A 15,566-nucleotide genomic window follows, 5' to 3' on the forward strand; every position below is an offset into this window, starting at 1 on the left:
CCCCGGTGTAGCGGGCCAGCGCGCCGACGATCCGTGCGGACTCGATCCGCCAGACGGCCTCGACGGCCCGCCGCGCCGGTTCGGCGACCGGCGGGCCGTCGGCGGCCCCGGACGTCACAGCTGGCCGGTCCGCTCGCGCCACGCCCGCTCCTTGATGATCCACTCGTTGTCCTGCGGGAACTCCTCGATTCCGGGCACCCGGCGGACCTCGCACTTCGAGCCGGGGACCGCCGGGAGCCGCTTGGCCCACTCGACGGCCTCCTCCTTGGTGGCGACGTCGATCAGGTAGAAGCCGCCGAACAGTTCCTTCGTCTCACCGTACGGCCCGTCGGTGACCACCGGGGTCTCCCCGCCGAAGTCGACCACGACGCCCTGCGACGGGTCGTCCAGCCCCTCGGCGGCGACGAGCACGCCCGCCCGGATCAGCTCCTCGTTGAAGCGGCCCACCGTTTCGAGCATGTCCTCGAAGGGCGTCTCCATCATCTTCGCGACGGACTCGTCCGTGCCCCGCATGATCAGCATGTACTTCGCCATGGTCGGTCTCCTTGTCCGGGGGGGTCGTTCCTCGACCCTCTCAGTCCCAGGTCGAACGGCGCAGCCGCGGATCGACACGGTCGAGCGACCCGGGTGAGATTTTTTCGGATTCCTTCCCCGACGGGCGCTCCCGGCCCCCGTACGGGGAGGCGGCGGGGGCGGGAGCGCCCGTCGAGCGGCGGAGGGCTGGTGCAGGCCGGGCGCGGACCGGGCGCGCGTGTCAGCCGTACGTGTCAGCCGCGGAAGGCGGCGGTGCCGGCGGGGGTGCCGAGACCGGTGGGGCCGTCGTAGCCGGGGCCGGCGGTGCAGAAGTAGGCCGGGCTGCAGGATCCGTTGGTGCCGGTGGTGACGTCGTTGAGCGCGCCGGGGTGGGCGTAGGGGAAGGAGGCGGGGTTCGAGCCGGCGCTGGGGGTGCCCGCGTCGGCGTAGACGCCGGTGATGATCGGGGTGGCGGCGCTGGTGCCCCCGAAGGTGCTCCAGCCGTTCCGCTGGTAGCTGTCGTAGACGGCCAGGCCGTGGCCGGGGTCGGCGGCGGCGGAGACGTCGGTGGCCATCCGGTGGTGGCAGCCGGTGTCCTTCTGCCACGCGGGTTTGGCCTCGTAGGCGGAGCAGCCGGAGCCGGTGCCCTCGCCGGGTTTCGTGTTCCAGGCGCTCTCGCTCCAGCCGCGGCTGTTGCCGGCCCGGACGAGGGAGGTGCCGCCGACGGAGGTGGCGTAGGGGGAACTGGAGGGGTAGCCGACGCCCCAGGAGTAGTCCCAGTCTCCGCTGCCGGCGACCATGGCGATGCCGGGGTGGTCGTAGTAGTCCTTGTCGTAGGTGGGGTCGTCGGCGGATTCCTTGAAGATGTAGCTGTTGGAGACGAACTTCGCGCCGAGGGCGACGGCCCGGTTGACGGCGGCGCCGATGTCCGAGATCTTCGCGCTGTTCGCCTCGACCAGGATGATCTTCGCGTTCGGGGCGGTGGCGGAGACCAGGTCGAGGTCGAGGGAGTCCTCGGCGCCCTGGTTGGCGCTCGCGGGGGAGGGCAGCGGGCTGGTCCGGCCGTCGGAGTCGACCTTGCGGAAGCAGCCGTTGTCGGTGCTGCAGGCGGGCAGGCCGTACTGCTGGCGGTAGGTGGCGAGGTCGCTCTCGGCGTCGGGGTCGTCGTAGGCGTCGATGACGGCGATGGTCTGGCCGGAGCCTCCGTCGGACGGCAGGCGGTAGGCGGACCGGAGGTCGGCGGGCCCGTAACCGGCGGGGGCGGCCGATCCCTTGGCGACGGCCGGTCCGGTGGGGGTGTCGGCTTCCAGGACGTCGCAGCCTGCGGTGGTCTCGGTGGGGGCGGCGCACAGCTGGTGCCAGGGCCGGTGGGTGGCGGCGGACGGCACGGCGTGGGCGACGGGGGAGGTGGCGAGGGTGGTCAGGGCCAGGGCGGCGGCGGACCACAGGGCCCGGCGGGGGGTGCGGTGGCGCGGGTGGCGGTCGGTGGGGGTGCGGTGGCGCGGGGTCCGGTGGTGGGGGGTCATCGTCGGTTCCTCACTGGTCGGTTGGGCGGGGCCGCGGGGATCAGGAGTGCTTCCAGGTGTCGGTGAAGGAGTCGCCGCCGCCGGACAGCGGGCCGGGCACGGCCTCGGTGACGCCGTTGCGGGCCATGGTCACGGTGGCCGCCGAAGCGGCGGCCAGGGTGCGGCCGTCGACCGCGGCGTGGGTGAAGGTGACGCTGCCGAAGTCCGCCAGCGGCTGGCGGGAGCCGTTGCGGTTGGGGGCTTCGGCGATCACTTCGGCGCTGCCGTTGGTGGCGCCGCCGTAGCGGGGGAAGGACTTGGTCTCGGTCCAGCCGAGGGTTTCGTCGGTGAGCCGGGCGGTGTAGGTGTCCTGGGCGTGGTCGTAGGTGACGGAGGCGGTCATGGTGTCGCCCGGCCGCACGGCGTCGCGGTAGGGGGACTCCGGGTCCGGGTAGTTCTCCCACCAGGCGAAGTAGCGGGGCGTGGCGTTGACGGCGGTGCACTCGGCCTGGGTGCCGGTCTGTTCGACGGTGCTGGTGCCCTGGCCGTCGAGGCCGACCCAGACGGACACCGCGCCGACGGCTGCGCAGGTGATCCGGGGCTGGGTCCAGGTCGCGCTGACGGAGTGGTGGGTCGAGCCGGTGGCCGCGTAGCCGGACCAGTTACCGGAGGTGATGCCGGAGGTGATGCCGGAGGTGATGCCGGAGGTGATGCCGGCGCGGGAGGCGGCGGGCGTCCTCGCGGGGGTGGAGGCGGCGGAGGTGTCCGCAGGGGTGGAGCCGGCGGCCGCCGCGGCGGCCGGCGGTGCGCAGAGCATCAGTGCGCAGGCGGCGGCGAGGGAGCGGGCGTAGGAACGGGGGCGGGCGTAGGAACGGGGGCGGGTGCGTGCCGTGGCGCGACGGGGCATGAGGGGGCTCCTCGGGAGGGGGGAGGGGCCGGCCCCGAGGGGGGCGGGCCGTGATGGGACGAGAGTGTCGTCCGGCACCGCAGAAGTGGTCAACGCCTCTGGAATTCCTGGTGGTTGACGGTTCGAACCAGCCTCCCGAGGGCCGCCCGCAGGGCCGCTGAGCTGCGGCGCGGGGTGCGCCCCGGCCCGCGGGGCGGGCAATTCTGTGGATTCGCCAGTCGAGTGGCCCGAAGGCCCCGGGACGGAGCAGCCGCACTGGGGAATCCACAGAATTGGCCGCCGCTGCGGGACCGCGATCCGGCCGTCGGCCCGTCACCGCAGGCCTGCGGCATCCACACAGTTGACGGCCGCTTGACAGCAGGAACTCACCAGCTGCTCAGGGGTGTTGACGCCCCATCGGTGCTGCGGGACGGTCGACCCCTGCCGACGGCCCGGCGCGCCGCACCCGGTGGGTCCGCCGTCCGCACCACACCCCCAACCCCCACCCCCCTCCCCGGAGACAGGCATGCCCTTCCCCACAGCCCGTTCCCGCACCACGCTCGTCCTGGCCGCGGCGGTGGCCGGCGCGACCGCGGCCGCCGCGCTCACGGCCGGTACCACCGCCTCGGCCGCCGCCACCCTCCCCGCGCCCGACCACATCGTCGTGGTGATGCTGGAGAACCACGCCTACGGGCAGATCATCGGCAGCTCCGACGCCCCCTTCCTCAACTCGCTCGCCACCGGAGGCGCCCTGCTCAAGGCCTCGTACGGGATCACCCACCCCAGCCAGCCGAACTACTTCGCGGTGTTCTCCGGCAGCACCCAGGGAATCACCGACGACTCCTGCTACTCCCCCGGCTTCAGCAAGGCGCCCAACCTGGCGACCGAGCTGAGCGCGGCCGGAAAGAGCTGGGGCAGCTACAGCGAAGCCCTGCCCAGCCAGGGGTCCACCACCTGCAGCAGCGGCGACTACGCCCGCAAGCACGCCCCCTGGGTGGGCTTCGGCAACGTCCCCGGCTCCACCGCGCACACCTTCGCGCAGTTCCCCTCGGACTACGGCAAGCTGCCCAAGGTCTCCTTCGTCATCCCCGACCTCTGCAGCGACATGCACAACTGCTCGGTGGGCACCGGGGACTCCTGGCTGAAGAACAAGCTGGGCGGCTACGCCTCCTGGGCCAGGAGCCACAACAGCCTGCTGGTCGTCACCTACGACGAGGACGACCGCAACAGCGGCAACCACATCCCCACCCTGATCTACGGGCAGCCCGCCAGGGCGGGTGCCACCAGCAGCACCTCGTACAACCACTACGACCTGCTGCACACCCTGGAGGACCTGGCCGGCACCGGCGCGCACGCCGGCAAGTCCGCCTCGGCCACCGACATCACCGGCGTCTGGAACTGACCGTGTACCTCGCGGACAGCCGTCACACCCCGGCGTCCGACGCCGCCCCGGCCCGACGGCCGGGGCGGCCCGCTCGGATCGCCACCACCGTGCTGGCGCTCGGGACCGTCAGCCTCGTCACGGACATCTCCTCCGAGATGGTCACCGCCGTACTCCCGCTCTACCTGGTCACCACCATGGCCGTGTCCCCCCTGGGGTTCGGCGTCCTGGACGGCGTGTACAACGGCGCGACCGTCGTGGTCCGGCTGCTCGGCGGGCTGCTCGCCGACCGGCCCGGCCACCGGCCCGGCGGGTACGGCACCGACGGGCACGGCACAGAGGGGCACGGCACCGACGGCCACGGCGCCCACGGCCACGGGCACGGCACCGACGGCCACGACACCCACGGCCACGGGCGGCACAAGGCCGTCGCGGCCGCCGGGTACGGGCTGTCGGCGCTGTGCAAACCGGCACTGCTGCTCGCCCGCACCACACCGGTGCTCGGCCTGGTCCTCGCCGTGGACCGGGCCGGCAAGGGGCTGCGCACCGCCCCGCGCGACGCGCTGATCTCCCTGTCCACCCCGCCCGAGCGCCGCGCCCGCGCGTTCGGCGTGCACCGGGCGATGGACACCGCCGGGGCGCTGGCCGGACCGCTGCTGGCCTTCCTGATCCTGCGCGCCGCCCCCGGCGGCTACCACGCGGTCTTCACGGTCAGCGCCTGCGTCGCGGCGCTCGGCGTCCTGGTCCTCGTCCTGTGCGTGCCCGCCCGCCCCGGTGGCACGGTCGGCGGCGTGCTCCCGCTGCCGGCCGGACGGCCCGTCGCCCGGCTGCTGCGCCTGCCCGGCCTGCGCCGGGTCTGCCTGTGCGCGGCCCTGCTCGGACTCGCCACCCTCAGCGACTCCTTCGTCTACCTGTTCGCCCAGCGGCGCCTGGGCCTGCCGGCGGGCTGGTTCCCGCTGCTGCCGCTCGGCACGGCCGCGGTCTACCTGCTGCTCGCGGTCCCGCTGGGCACGGCCGGTGACCGGTACGGCCGGCGGCGGGTGTTCGTCCTGGGGCACCTGGCCCTGCTGTCCGGGTACGCCGTCCTGCTGCTGCGCCCGGCCGGCGGGCTGCCGGTCGCCGCGGTCGTCCTCACCCTGCACGGCGTGTTCTACGCGGCGACCGACGGGATGCTCGCGGCCGCCACGGCCGCCGTCGTGCCCGCGGCGCGGCAGGGGGCCGGCCTGGCGCTGGTGGGCACGGGCCAGGCCGCCGGCCGCTTCGGCTGCTCGCTGGCGGTGGGGGTGCTGTGGGCGCGGTGGGGGGACGGCGCGGCACTGGCGGCGATGACGGCCGCGCTGGCCGGGGCGGTGGCCGTGGCGGCGTGCGTGCTGCGGCCGGGCCCGGCGCGCGGGGAGGAGGCCGCGTGAGCGGCGGACGCAGGTTCCTGGTCCTGCTCGCGGCGGTCGCGCTGCTCGCGGCGACCGGCACGCTGGCGGTGCTGCACGCCGCCGGGCAGGCCCGCGGCGCCCGGGCGGACGGGCCGCCGGTGCGGGCCGGGACGGTGACGCTCGGCGCCCAGCCGGACGGCCCCCGCCTGGTGTTCCGCAGCATGACCTGGGGCCCCGACCGCGACGAGCTGGCCTCCGTCCCGCTCGGGCAGCCGGACGACACCCGCACCGCGGCGTCCGCCCCCACCTGTCTGCGCTTCCACGCGGCGGCGGGCACCGGGATCTGCCTGCAGGCGGTGCACGGGCTGGTCCAGGACGGCTACCGCGCCGTGGTCCTGGACGCGGCCCTGCACGAGGTGCGGCACTACGACCTGGCCGGGATCCCGACCCGGGCCCGGGTGTCGCCCTCGGGACACCTGGTGGCGTGGACGGTCTTCCTCAGCGGGGACTCCTACGCCGGCGGCTCCTTCTCCACCCGCACCTCCGTCCTGGACACCCGCACCTGGACGCTCCAGGAGAACCTGGAGGACGACGCCGTCACCCTCGACGGCGCGCCCTACCGCTCCCCGGACGTCAACGTCTGGGGCGTGACCTTCGCCGACGACGAACGGTTCTACGCCACCGTGGCCACCGGCGGCCGCACCTACCTGGCCGCCGGCGACGTCACCCGCCGCACGCTCACCACCGTGCACGGCAACGTCGAGTGCCCCTCGCTGTCCCCCGACGGCACCCGGATCGCGTACAAGAAGCGCGTGCCCGGCCTGCCCGACGACGCGCCCTGGCGGCTGTACGTGCTGGACCTGCGGACCATGGCGGAGAGCGCGACCGCCGAGCAGCGCGACGTCGACGACCAGGCGCTGTGGCTGGACGGGCGGACCCTCGCGTACGCGCTGCCGAGCGACGACGGCACCGACGTGTGGAGCGTCCCGGCCGACGGCTCCGGGGCGCCCGCCCTGCTGGTGCGCGCCGCCCTGGCACCGGCCGTCGTCCGCTGACACCATCCGTCGACACACCTGACGGATCGTCACCAACCCTTCGGCGGGCCGTCGGCACGAGCGGCGGCCCGCCGAAGGGCGCTCCCGGCCGGGGTGGTCAGCCGGCCCGCGGCGGCACCGGCGCGAGGTCCTCGTTCCACTCCCAGGACAGCCCGTAGATACCGGGGGTGACGTCCGGGAACACGGCACAGGCGTGGCCGGCCGGGGAGACCCTCAGCTGCTCGTCACTGGACGGCGGCGCGTCGTGCTGCGGGCGCCAGAGCGCGGCACACCCGGCCGGGAGGTCCGCCGGGTCGAAGCGCGCCCGCAGGACCAGGTTCTTCCCGGGGAAGCGCACCATGCGCTGGTAGCGGGTGGCGACCTGCTCCGAGGGATAGGCGTAGCTGTACTCGACGACCGTGCACTGCCCCGGCCCGAGCACCAGATCGAGGAGTAACTCCGCTGCGGCCAGGCCGCGTTCGCGGTCCACCCGGCGCCGCCCGAGTCGGCAGCCGACCAGGCCGGAGAGACCGAGGTCGGCGCCCGCGGACATCTCGGGCTTGGCCTGGGTGAGCAGGATCAGCCGGTCGGCGCCCGCGGCCAGGGCGCGGACCACCTGCACGACGTCCACCCGGCGCTCCTCCCGCCGCGCGCCGATGTGCACGTCGACCCGGGTGTGCAGGGTTTCCACCCGGGCGTTGGTGCGCGGGTCGAGGTCGGCCAGGACGCCCTCCACCGCCGGATCACCGAAGGTGCTGGCGTAGTCGAGCGAACCGGGGACGTGTTCCACCCAGCGTCCGCGCGGGCGGCGCGGGCCGAGCAGGACGACCAGTTCGTCCCGGTGCAGGCCCAGCACCTCCTCCAGCACCCGCACCGCCGCCAGCGAGTCGGGCCGTTCGGGTCTGCTGCGGCCGCGCTGCCAGTAGCTCAGGCTGGAGACGCTGACCTGGACACCGCGGCGGTCGAGACGGCGCTGGATCCCCTCCAGGCTCAGCCCGCTGTCGCGGATCGCCGTGCGCAGCGCGAGGTCGAACGGCCCGGTGCGCAGGGCCTGGAGGAGTTCGGGGCGGCGCGCGGGGCCGACGGGCCGAAAGGGTGGACCGGGCACGGTGTCCTCACTCTCCCCGGGGACCGCTGCCGGGCGGCGGTCGTACCGGCGGAGTCCCACGATGGCAGCGAAATCTACCGCCGGAGGGCGCCGCGGGAGCCCCTGATCGCAGATCCTTCACCTCCTCCGCCCGGCCGGGGGCGCCGACCGCCCCGGGGTACGTCCCCGCGGCGGTCGGTCGCCGTCAGCGGCGGCCGTCAGGGCCGGGCGGGCGCCGTCACGGCCGGGCGGGCGCCGGATCCTGGACGCGCCCCTGCAGTTGCCTGGACAGCTCCGCGACGCAGGCCGCGAGCTGCCCGGTCGTCAGCTGCCCCGGATCACCACCGCACCCGCCCGTCGGGGCCGACGCGCCGGGTGCCGGGGCCGGGGTCGCGGTCGGTGCCGGTGCTGGTGCCGGTGCCGGTGCCGGTGCCGGTGCCGGCTGGCCGCCGCCGGGCGGGGTGATGCTGCCGTTCAGCGACACCAGGTTGGGCGTCACCGTGGCATCGCCCGACAGGTCGATGTAGTCCTGGGTCTGCCCGTTGAAGTCCACGAAGCCGCGCCACATGTCCCGGCCGAACGGGACGAGTTCCTGCAGCGCGCCGCCCTGCCCGGCGCTGATGGTGATCGAGGTCTGCTGCGCCATGTACGACACCATCCGGCCGGCCAGCACGTCCAGGTTCACCGACGGGGCGTCGTCGCGGCGCACGTACACGTGCAGTTCGTTGAGGCCGCCGCCGGCCCGGTCGGCCTGCAGCACGGCGTACCCGACCACCAGCTGCGAGGAGCTCTCCCGCGGTACCAGCGGCGTCACGTAGTACAGGTGGCCGTCGGCCTTCGAGCGGAGCAGGAACTCACCCGGGTTGCCGGCGTTGGTCGCCGCCGAGGTGTGGTCGTAGCCGAAACCGCGGTCGTCCTTGGCGCCGCGCCCGCCGAGCCACTGCACCTCGTGGATCTGGTCCCGGACGACCGAGGCCGGGTACACGGCGCCGGGCAGTTCACCCGGGGCGACCTCCGCCCGGTACGTGACGGCCGGCCGGCCGTCGGGCGAGCCGCGCAGGACCAGCACCCCGGCCGGTTCCAGCACGGTGCGCTGCCGCCAGCCGATCTGCCGCGCCACCGAGACCACCACCACCGGCCGGGCGGTGCGGGGGTCGGCACCGTCGCAGTAGCCCCAGATGTCCTGGTCGCTGTAGACCAGTTCGGGGAACCGCTCGGCGAGCAGGTTGCGCAGGCTGACCGCCCCCGAACCGGCGAAGGCCCGGCCGAACGCGTGGTCGCCGCGGAACGCGCAGGTGGCCACCGAGTTCGAGCGGCCGTCCCAGACGGCGACGCCCTCCATCGGCTGCTCGCCGGAACCGTCCAGGACGGCCGTCCACACGCCGCCGCCCCGCGAGGCGTCGGGCAGGTAGTGCAGGCTGTGCCCCATCAGGTGGACACCGGAGGTCAGGCCGGCGCTGTCGGTGAGGGCCTTGGTCGCCGCCGCGTACGAGGCGGTGCGCGCCTCGAAGTCGAAGTCCGGCATCGGCGCGGTCTTCACGCAGGCCGGCACGTCCGCGGTGCCCACCAGGTCGCAGCGGACGCCGTCCCCCGGGCGGGAGTGCTCGGTCACCGGCAGCACCGAACGCGGCGTGCCCGCACCGCCCTCCGGGACGTCGAGCACGGTCGCCGCCGCGTAGAAACGGCCCGCGTCCTTGTCGTCGTCCCACAACCCGGTGCCCACCCGCACCAGCGAACCGACCACCGCCAGCACCGTCACCACCAGCGCCAGGCGCACCCACCGGCCGCCGAACCCGGCCCCGGACTCCCCCGCGACGTACACCACCGCGCCCACCGTGCCGCACAGGCCGACCGCGGCCCAGATCCAGAACAGCGGCGTCGCGTCCAGGACACCGCCGTGCGGGAACAACTCCTGCTGGAGCAGCAGCACGTAGCTCTGGTCCTGCTGCCCGAAGCCACCGAACGCGAAGTGCTTGACCAGCCACACCACGACCGCGACCAGCGGCATCCACAGCCACCAGACGGCCAGCGCCACCAGCCCGTTCCGCACCACGCTCCGACGGACGTCACGCTCCGTCATCCGCGCCCCCTCTCCTCCGCCTACCGGCCGCTCCCCGCCGCGCGCTCCCCGCCGCGCGCTCCCCGCGCACGGCCCCGCCCCGGAGGCGGGCTCCGATGCTACGCGCCGGGCGACCCCGCCGGCCGGGAATACGCACACCCCAACCACCAACCAGGGAAAGGTCCTTGACGTCGGCGGGGGTACGGAACGGCGAGCCCGGGGCGGAGCGGGCACGCCGTCCGGAGGTCGCCGGACCGGATCCGCTCCTCGTCCGGCTCCACGGCGAAGACGCCCGGCCTCCGGACGCACTCCTCGCCCGGCACGCCGTCACCGCCGACGGCCGTCCAGCCGGTGAGGACCCGCTGCGGGCTCCGCGCGACCGTCGGGTTGCCACGGCCCGGCAGGAGGTCGGCCGGTGGGCCGCGCCGGTCGTGGTCGGCAAGCGGGAGGCCTCGCCGGTCGTGGTCGGCGAGCGGGAGGTGCAGGTGTGTACGACGGGCCCACGGCAGGCCCACGACGGGCGCACCCACCGGCCCGGCGACGGGGACCGGCCGGGCGACCGGGCGTGCGTAGAACCGGCACCGGACCGGTGACGGGGCGCCGTCCGTCCGACGGCGCCCGGGTGGGAGCAGGCCTCGGCCCCCGGTCAGTGCCGGCGCCGGGCCCGACGCCCGCCGGCGGGCCTGCCGGACCGGGCCGGGCCGGCGCCGTCCGACCGCTCGTCCACCGGGTCCGGCGGCGTCCCCTCCGGGCGCAACGCCAGGCCCACACCGACGGCGGCCGCGACCAGGCCCAGCACCGCGAGGGGGCGGGACCACTCGCCCGCCCCGGTGGCGGCGAAGGCCGGCAGCAGGACCAGCAGCGCGGCGGTGAGCGCGGCACCCGCGGCGGCGGGGCGGATGTTCGGGCGCCGGGGGCCGAGCGCGTCGAGCAGCAGCAGGTGCGCCGCGAGCAGGACGGTCACCGCGAGCGCCCGCCACCAGGGCGGCTCGCCGAGGGCGGCGAGCAGGACGGATCCTGCGGCGAGGAGGGTGGTGCGGGCGGCGGACAGGTGCCTCAGCCAGGCCGGCGAGACCGGGCCGTCCGGTGCGGGGACGGCGGCCCAGAGGGCGCCGACCGCGACCGGCAGCAGGCAGACGGGCCCGAACCGGTCGGTGAGCGTCCCGGCTCCGGTGCCCGCCGCGGCGAGGGCGAGGGCGGTACCGGTGCCGCGCAGGGCGGCGCGTTCGAGGCGCGGGCCCCAGCCGGTGGGGCGGGCCGTGCGGAGGCGGCGGGCCGGGGCGGCGAGCCCGCGATCGGGTTCGCCCGGTGTGCGGTCCGGGGCGGCGAGCGTGCGGTTCGGGGCGGTGAGCGTGCGGTCCGGGGCGGCGAGCGTGCGGTTCGGGGCGACAAGCGTGCGGTCCGGTGGTCCCGGCTCGGTGGCGGTCATCCGGCGGCTCCCGTGATCCGGCGGCGCAGCAGCGGCGCGAGCGCCAGGTCCAGGGTCTCCCCGGGCGTGTGGCGGACCACGGGGACGCCCCGGCCGCGCAGGGTGGCGCGCATGGCCTCGCGTTCCGCGCGCCACAGGCGCAGCGCGAGGACGTCGGTCCCGTCGCCGGGGCGGGCCGCCGGTTCGCCGACCGGGATCTCCACCACGACGAGCGGGTTGCCGCGTTCGCGGACCCGGCCGAGCACGTCGAGGACGCGCTGGTCGGCGAGCGGGGTGAACGCGTAGACGAGGGCGTGACCGGGCAGGGCGGCGAGCGGCAGGGGCGGGAGGGGGCCGCGCGCGGGCCGGTCCTGACGGACCTCCAGCACGCTCTCCACCATGCGGTAGAGCTGCCGTTCCCCGGTGGAGGCGGTGAGCAGGCGCAGGCGCCCGCCGACCGCGAGGAGGCCGATCCGGTCGTGCCGGCGCAGGTAGGCGCGGGTGAGGCCGGTGGCGGCGCGCAGGGTCTCGTCCAGGCTGCGCCGTCCGGTGGCGGCGTCGAGGTAGTCGGCGAGCGTGTCGAGCAGGACGACGGCGTCGGCGGCGCGTTCGGCGGCGAACTGGTTGATCTGGACGGCGTCGCGGCGGGTCGTGGACGGCCAGTGGATCCGCCGCTGCCGTTCGCCGGGCACGTGCGGGCGGACGCCGATGACCTCGATGCCGGTGCCCTCGTGCGCGGTGGTGTGCTCGCCGATCCGTTCGGGCAGGCGGACCGGGATCGGGGTGAGCCGGGCGGCGTCGGGGACGGGGAAGACGTCGACGGTGCCGAGGTCGGCGCGGACGGTGCGAAGGGCCAGGCCGCGGGCGTCCGGCACGTCGAGGTCGACGACGCCCAGGTGCCGGCGGCCCCAGCTGTCGGCGCGCAGGACGAGGTCGACGCCGGTCGGGGTGACGGTCAGCGCGTCCAGGGCGAGGCCGGGGCCGAGTGCCACGGCGGGCTCGGGCGGGCCGGTCCGGCCGTCGTGGTGCACGGTGACGTGGACGGTGACGGGCTCGCCCTCGAAGCAGCGCTGCGGCCGGGCGGTGCTCTCGGCGGACAGCCGGGTGGGGCGGCTGCCCGCGGGGGCCGCCAGGGCGAGCAGGACGGCCGCGAAGGCGGCCGGGGCGAGCAGCCAGGCGTGTCCGGTGGCCAGGGCGGCGAGGGCCGCGACGGTGGCCACGGTGAGCAGGCGCAGGGTCTGCTCGGCGGGCCGCCAGTGCGGTGACGGCGGGCTGTCGGGCAGGCCGGCGGCGGTGGCGCGGACGCTGCGGGCGACGGCCAGGGCCCGGGCGCGGCGGGCGAGCCGGTCCGTGCCCTCGCCGGACGGGGCCTGCGCGGGGGACGGGCCGGCGTCCGGGGTGCGGTTCACAGCGCCTCCGCGCGGGCCGGCGTCCGGGGTGCGGTTCACAGCGCCTCCGCGCGGGCCGGCGTCCGGGGTGCGGTTCACAGCGCCTCCGCGCGGGGCAGCGTCCGCGGCGCGGGGACGGAGGCGATCAGCCGCGCCAGCACGTCGTCCGCCTCGATCCGGCGCACCCACAGTTCCGGCTTGAGCGTGATGCGGTGGGCCAGGGCCGGGCCGGCGAGCGCCTTGACGTCCTCCGGGGTCAGGTAGTCGCGGCCCTCCAGCATGGCGTGGGCGCGGGCCAGTTGGATCAGCGCCAGGCCGCCGCGCGGCGAGGCGCCGACCTGGATCTGCTGGTCGTTGCGGGTGGCGTCGACGAGGGCGATGACGTACTCGACCAGGTCGTCGTCGACCTCGACCCGTTCCACCGCGGCCCGCATGGCGAGCAGTTCCGCGGGCCCGGCCACCGTCCGCAGCACCGGCTCGGGGGCCGCCCGGTCGATCCTGGCGCGCAGCATCGCCGCCTCCGTGGCGGTGGGGAGGTAGCCCATGCGCACGCGCAGCAGGAAGCGGTCGAGCTGGGCCTCGGGCAGGGCGTAGGTGCCCTCGTACTCGATCGGGTTGGCGGTGGCGATGACGAGGAAGGGGTCCGGCAGGCGGCGGGTGGCGCCGTCGACGGAGACCTGGCTCTCGGCCATCGCCTCCAGGAGGGCGGCCTGGGTCTTGGGCGGGGTCCGGTTGATCTCGTCGGCCAGCAACAGCTGGGTGAACAGCGGGCCGGGCCGGAACACCATCTCGCCGGTGTTGCGGTCGTAGAAGGGCGCGCCGGTGACGTCCGAGGGCAGCAGGTCGGGGGTGAACTGGATCCGGCGGAAGTCCAGGCCGAGGGTGGTCGCGAACGAGCGGGCGAGCAGGGTCTTCCCGAGCCCGGGCAGGTCCTCGATCAGGACGTGTCCGCCCGCGAGGGCGCCGAGCATGACGAGGCGCAGTGCCTCGGGCTTGCCGACCACGGCCCGTTCGATCTCCGTGATCACCGCGCGGGCCCGCTCGCCGGCCTGCTGCGGCGTCAGCGGCGGCAAGGTCAGCGGCGGGGTCGCGGGGACGGCCTCCGGCGCACCCGGGACGGCAGGGTCTGCCGACGCGGCCGGGTCGGCCGGGCCGACCGCGGGCTGGGCGGAGTCGTGGACGCTGGTGGAAAGGTCGGACATGACGCTCCTGCGGAAACGATGCGGTCGGTGGTGGGAGGCGTGGCGGACCCGGGCTCCGGAGGCGCCGGCCCCCGGGTCCGGAGGGTCAGAGCGAGTCGAGCCGGTCGACGAGTTCGCTCAGGACCGCCGCCGGGAAGGCACCGGCCGGGGCCGGCGCCAACGGGTCGATCCACGGCCACAGTCGGGGCCCGAGCAGGTCGGCAGCCCGGTCACGGTCGACCGACAGGTCCACGCCGTGGACCTCCGCCAGCCGCACCGTGTACAGCCGTTGGAGGCGGAAGCGCAGCGGCGCGGCGTCGCCGTCCGGGTCGAGGCCCTGGCGGACCGTCCAGCGCCAGTCGCCGAGGCCCGGCTCGTACGCCTCCATCTGCCGCGCCCGGCTGCGCAGGGTGCGGGCACCGGTTCCCGCCCCGGCCACCCGGCGGGCGACGAGCAGACCGGTGGCCGTCAGCAGGACGACGCCGGCCCCCGCCCCGGGCCACCCGCCGACCAGGCCGAACAGCACCTCGGCGAGGACGGCGGGCACGGCCAGCTCGATCAGGCTGTGCCGCACCGACCCCGGCCGGGCGAGCTCCCGCTCCGTCCCGTCCGCGGACCTGTCCGCCGACCCGTCGGAGCCGTCCACCGGCCCGTGGTGTCGCGGTGTCGCGCTGCTCACCGGCGTCCTCCCCCCGTCTGCGCCGCGGCGTCCGCCGGGGGTGCGGTGTCCTCCTGGGGTGCCGCGTCCGCGAGCCCGGCGGCGATGGCGTCCAGGGCCGTACGGGCCCGGCGCACGTGGCCGTCGTCCATCGGGTGGGTCGAGTACCGGGCCTCCCGGAACAGCGCGGTGAGTTCCCGGGCCCCGGTGGCGTCGATCCGGCCGTCCGACAGCGCGCGGCGCAGCAGCTCCGTCGGGCTCTCCCAGGCGTGCCGGGGCAGGCCGGAGGCGGCCAGCGAGTCCTCCATCGCCGCGTAGCAGGCGATCACCGCCGCCCGGGCGTCCGCTCCCCTGAGGGCCCGGCGGCCGGAGTCGACGGCCTCGGCGAGGGCGGCCTCGGCGCTCGCGGGCGCGGGGGCGGGCAGCACCTCGGGCACCTCCGGGAGCCGGGCGCGCCGGCGCAGCCGGAGCACGAGGACGACGACGAACACCACCAGCGCCGCTGCCGCCAGGGCGATCAGCGCCGCGAGCAGCACGCCGGGCGCCTCGGCCACGGTCGGCACCGGTGGCGGAGCCGGCGGGACGGTCTCGGGGGCGAGGGTGACCGGCGGACGATTCGGGTGCGGCAGGTCGGGCGGTCCGGAGACCCGGCTGCGCAGGACCAGCAGCAGGAGCGGCACCGCGACGGCGGCCGCCGGCAGCAGGAGCATCGCCGCCTCCCGCAGGCGCTCGGCCCGGGGCGTCGGCCCGTCGAGGTGGCGGACCTCCTCGCGGAAACGCACCGCGAACCGGCCGACCAGCACCGCCCAGCCGAGCCCGATCAGCACCACGACCCCGGTGCCGGTCACCGGCCCGGCAGCCGCCGTGCCCAGGAGTCCGCCCCCGGGTCGCAGCGCCGCGGCGGCGAGCAGCAGGCCGACGACGACCAGCAGCACTCCCACCGGCCGACCGACCCGCCCGCGCGTACGCGACGGCGACCCACCGCTCATGCGAACCCCCCGGCTCCCCCGCGTGCGACAGCACGCGAACTGCAGCGTCGCACACCGACCGTCACGGTGTCACCTGCCGCCCCGTGCGTCCCCGGCGCCCCACGGAA

Annotated in this window: 13 protein-coding genes; 3 read left to right on the plus strand and 10 right to left on the minus strand. The window is 76.1% G+C overall.

What is annotated here, in order from left to right; all coding sequences use genetic code 11:
• Positions 1-114: 114 nt before the first annotated feature.
• The 3 genes from ACFV04_RS01045 to ACFV04_RS01055 all read right to left on the minus strand — a co-directional run bounded on the left by ACFV04_RS01045 (position 115) and on the right by ACFV04_RS01055 (position 2,925).
• Positions 115-534 carry a YciI family protein gene (locus tag ACFV04_RS01045; RefSeq protein WP_380334459.1) on the minus strand — a complete coding sequence of 140 codons (420 nt, stop codon included), beginning with the start codon at positions 532-534 and terminating at the stop codon, positions 115-117.
• Positions 535-767: 233 nt separating this feature from the next.
• Positions 768-2,039, minus strand: a complete 1,272-nt coding sequence (locus tag ACFV04_RS01050) for a S8 family serine peptidase (RefSeq protein WP_380525923.1) — start codon at positions 2,037-2,039, stop codon at positions 768-770.
• Positions 2,040-2,079: 40 nt separating this feature from the next.
• Positions 2,080-2,925 carry a G1 family glutamic endopeptidase gene (locus ACFV04_RS01055; protein WP_380525924.1) on the minus strand — a complete coding sequence of 282 codons (846 nt, stop codon included), beginning with the start codon at positions 2,923-2,925 and terminating at the stop codon, positions 2,080-2,082.
• A gap of 505 nt (positions 2,926-3,430) precedes the next feature.
• Here ACFV04_RS01055 and ACFV04_RS01060 point away from each other — a divergent pair.
• The 3 genes from ACFV04_RS01060 to ACFV04_RS01070 are packed head-to-tail and all read left to right on the plus strand — an operon-like array spanning position 3,431 to position 6,710.
• Positions 3,431-4,306 (plus strand): alkaline phosphatase family protein, encoded by an 876-nt coding sequence (locus ACFV04_RS01060; protein ID WP_380525925.1) that lies wholly within the window; start codon positions 3,431-3,433, stop codon positions 4,304-4,306.
• A 2-nt stretch (positions 4,307-4,308) separates the two neighbouring features.
• Entirely contained in the window at positions 4,309-5,694 is a 1,386-nt protein-coding gene (locus tag ACFV04_RS01065) for an MFS transporter (protein ID WP_380525927.1), read from the plus strand.
• Positions 5,691-6,710 carry a TolB family protein gene (locus ACFV04_RS01070; RefSeq protein WP_380334448.1) on the plus strand — a complete coding sequence of 340 codons (1,020 nt, stop codon included), beginning with the start codon at positions 5,691-5,693 and terminating at the stop codon, positions 6,708-6,710. The genes ACFV04_RS01065 and ACFV04_RS01070 overlap by 4 nt, the downstream gene beginning before the upstream one ends.
• 97 nt (positions 6,711-6,807) lie before the next feature.
• Here ACFV04_RS01070 and ACFV04_RS01075 read toward each other — a convergent pair whose 3' ends face one another.
• The 7 genes from ACFV04_RS01075 to ACFV04_RS01105 form a co-directional block, all read right to left on the minus strand.
• A complete protein-coding gene (locus tag ACFV04_RS01075) occupies positions 6,808-7,797 on the minus strand; it encodes a helix-turn-helix domain-containing protein (protein ID WP_380334446.1) in 990 nt (329 codons plus the stop codon).
• Between the two features lie 217 nt (positions 7,798-8,014).
• The gene (locus ACFV04_RS01080) at positions 8,015-9,856 is read right to left on the minus strand and encodes a hypothetical protein (protein WP_380525930.1); all 1,842 of its coding nucleotides are present in this window, start codon (positions 9,854-9,856) and stop codon (positions 8,015-8,017) included.
• 625 nt (positions 9,857-10,481) lie between these two features.
• Positions 10,482-11,264, minus strand: a complete 783-nt coding sequence (locus ACFV04_RS01085) for a hypothetical protein (protein ID WP_380525932.1) — start codon at positions 11,262-11,264, stop codon at positions 10,482-10,484.
• Positions 11,261-12,652 carry a DUF58 domain-containing protein gene (locus tag ACFV04_RS01090; protein WP_380334438.1) on the minus strand — a complete coding sequence of 464 codons (1,392 nt, stop codon included), beginning with the start codon at positions 12,650-12,652 and terminating at the stop codon, positions 11,261-11,263. The genes ACFV04_RS01085 and ACFV04_RS01090 overlap by 4 nt, the downstream gene beginning before the upstream one ends.
• Before the next feature lie 74 nt (positions 12,653-12,726).
• The gene (locus ACFV04_RS01095; protein WP_380334435.1) at positions 12,727-13,833 is read right to left on the minus strand and encodes an AAA family ATPase; all 1,107 of its coding nucleotides are present in this window, start codon (positions 13,831-13,833) and stop codon (positions 12,727-12,729) included.
• An 85-nt stretch (positions 13,834-13,918) separates the two neighbouring features.
• A complete protein-coding gene (locus ACFV04_RS01100; RefSeq protein WP_380334432.1) occupies positions 13,919-14,491 on the minus strand; it encodes a hypothetical protein in 573 nt (190 codons plus the stop codon).
• Positions 14,488-15,411, minus strand: a complete 924-nt coding sequence (locus ACFV04_RS01105; protein WP_380525934.1) for a DUF4129 domain-containing protein — start codon at positions 15,409-15,411, stop codon at positions 14,488-14,490. Before ACFV04_RS01105 ends, ACFV04_RS01100 begins: the two co-directional genes overlap by 4 nt.
• Positions 15,412-15,566: the final 155 nt, after the last annotated feature.

Source organism: Kitasatospora sp. NPDC059599 (genome assembly GCF_042735125.1).
Lineage (GTDB): Bacteria > Actinomycetota > Actinomycetes > Streptomycetales > Streptomycetaceae > Kitasatospora.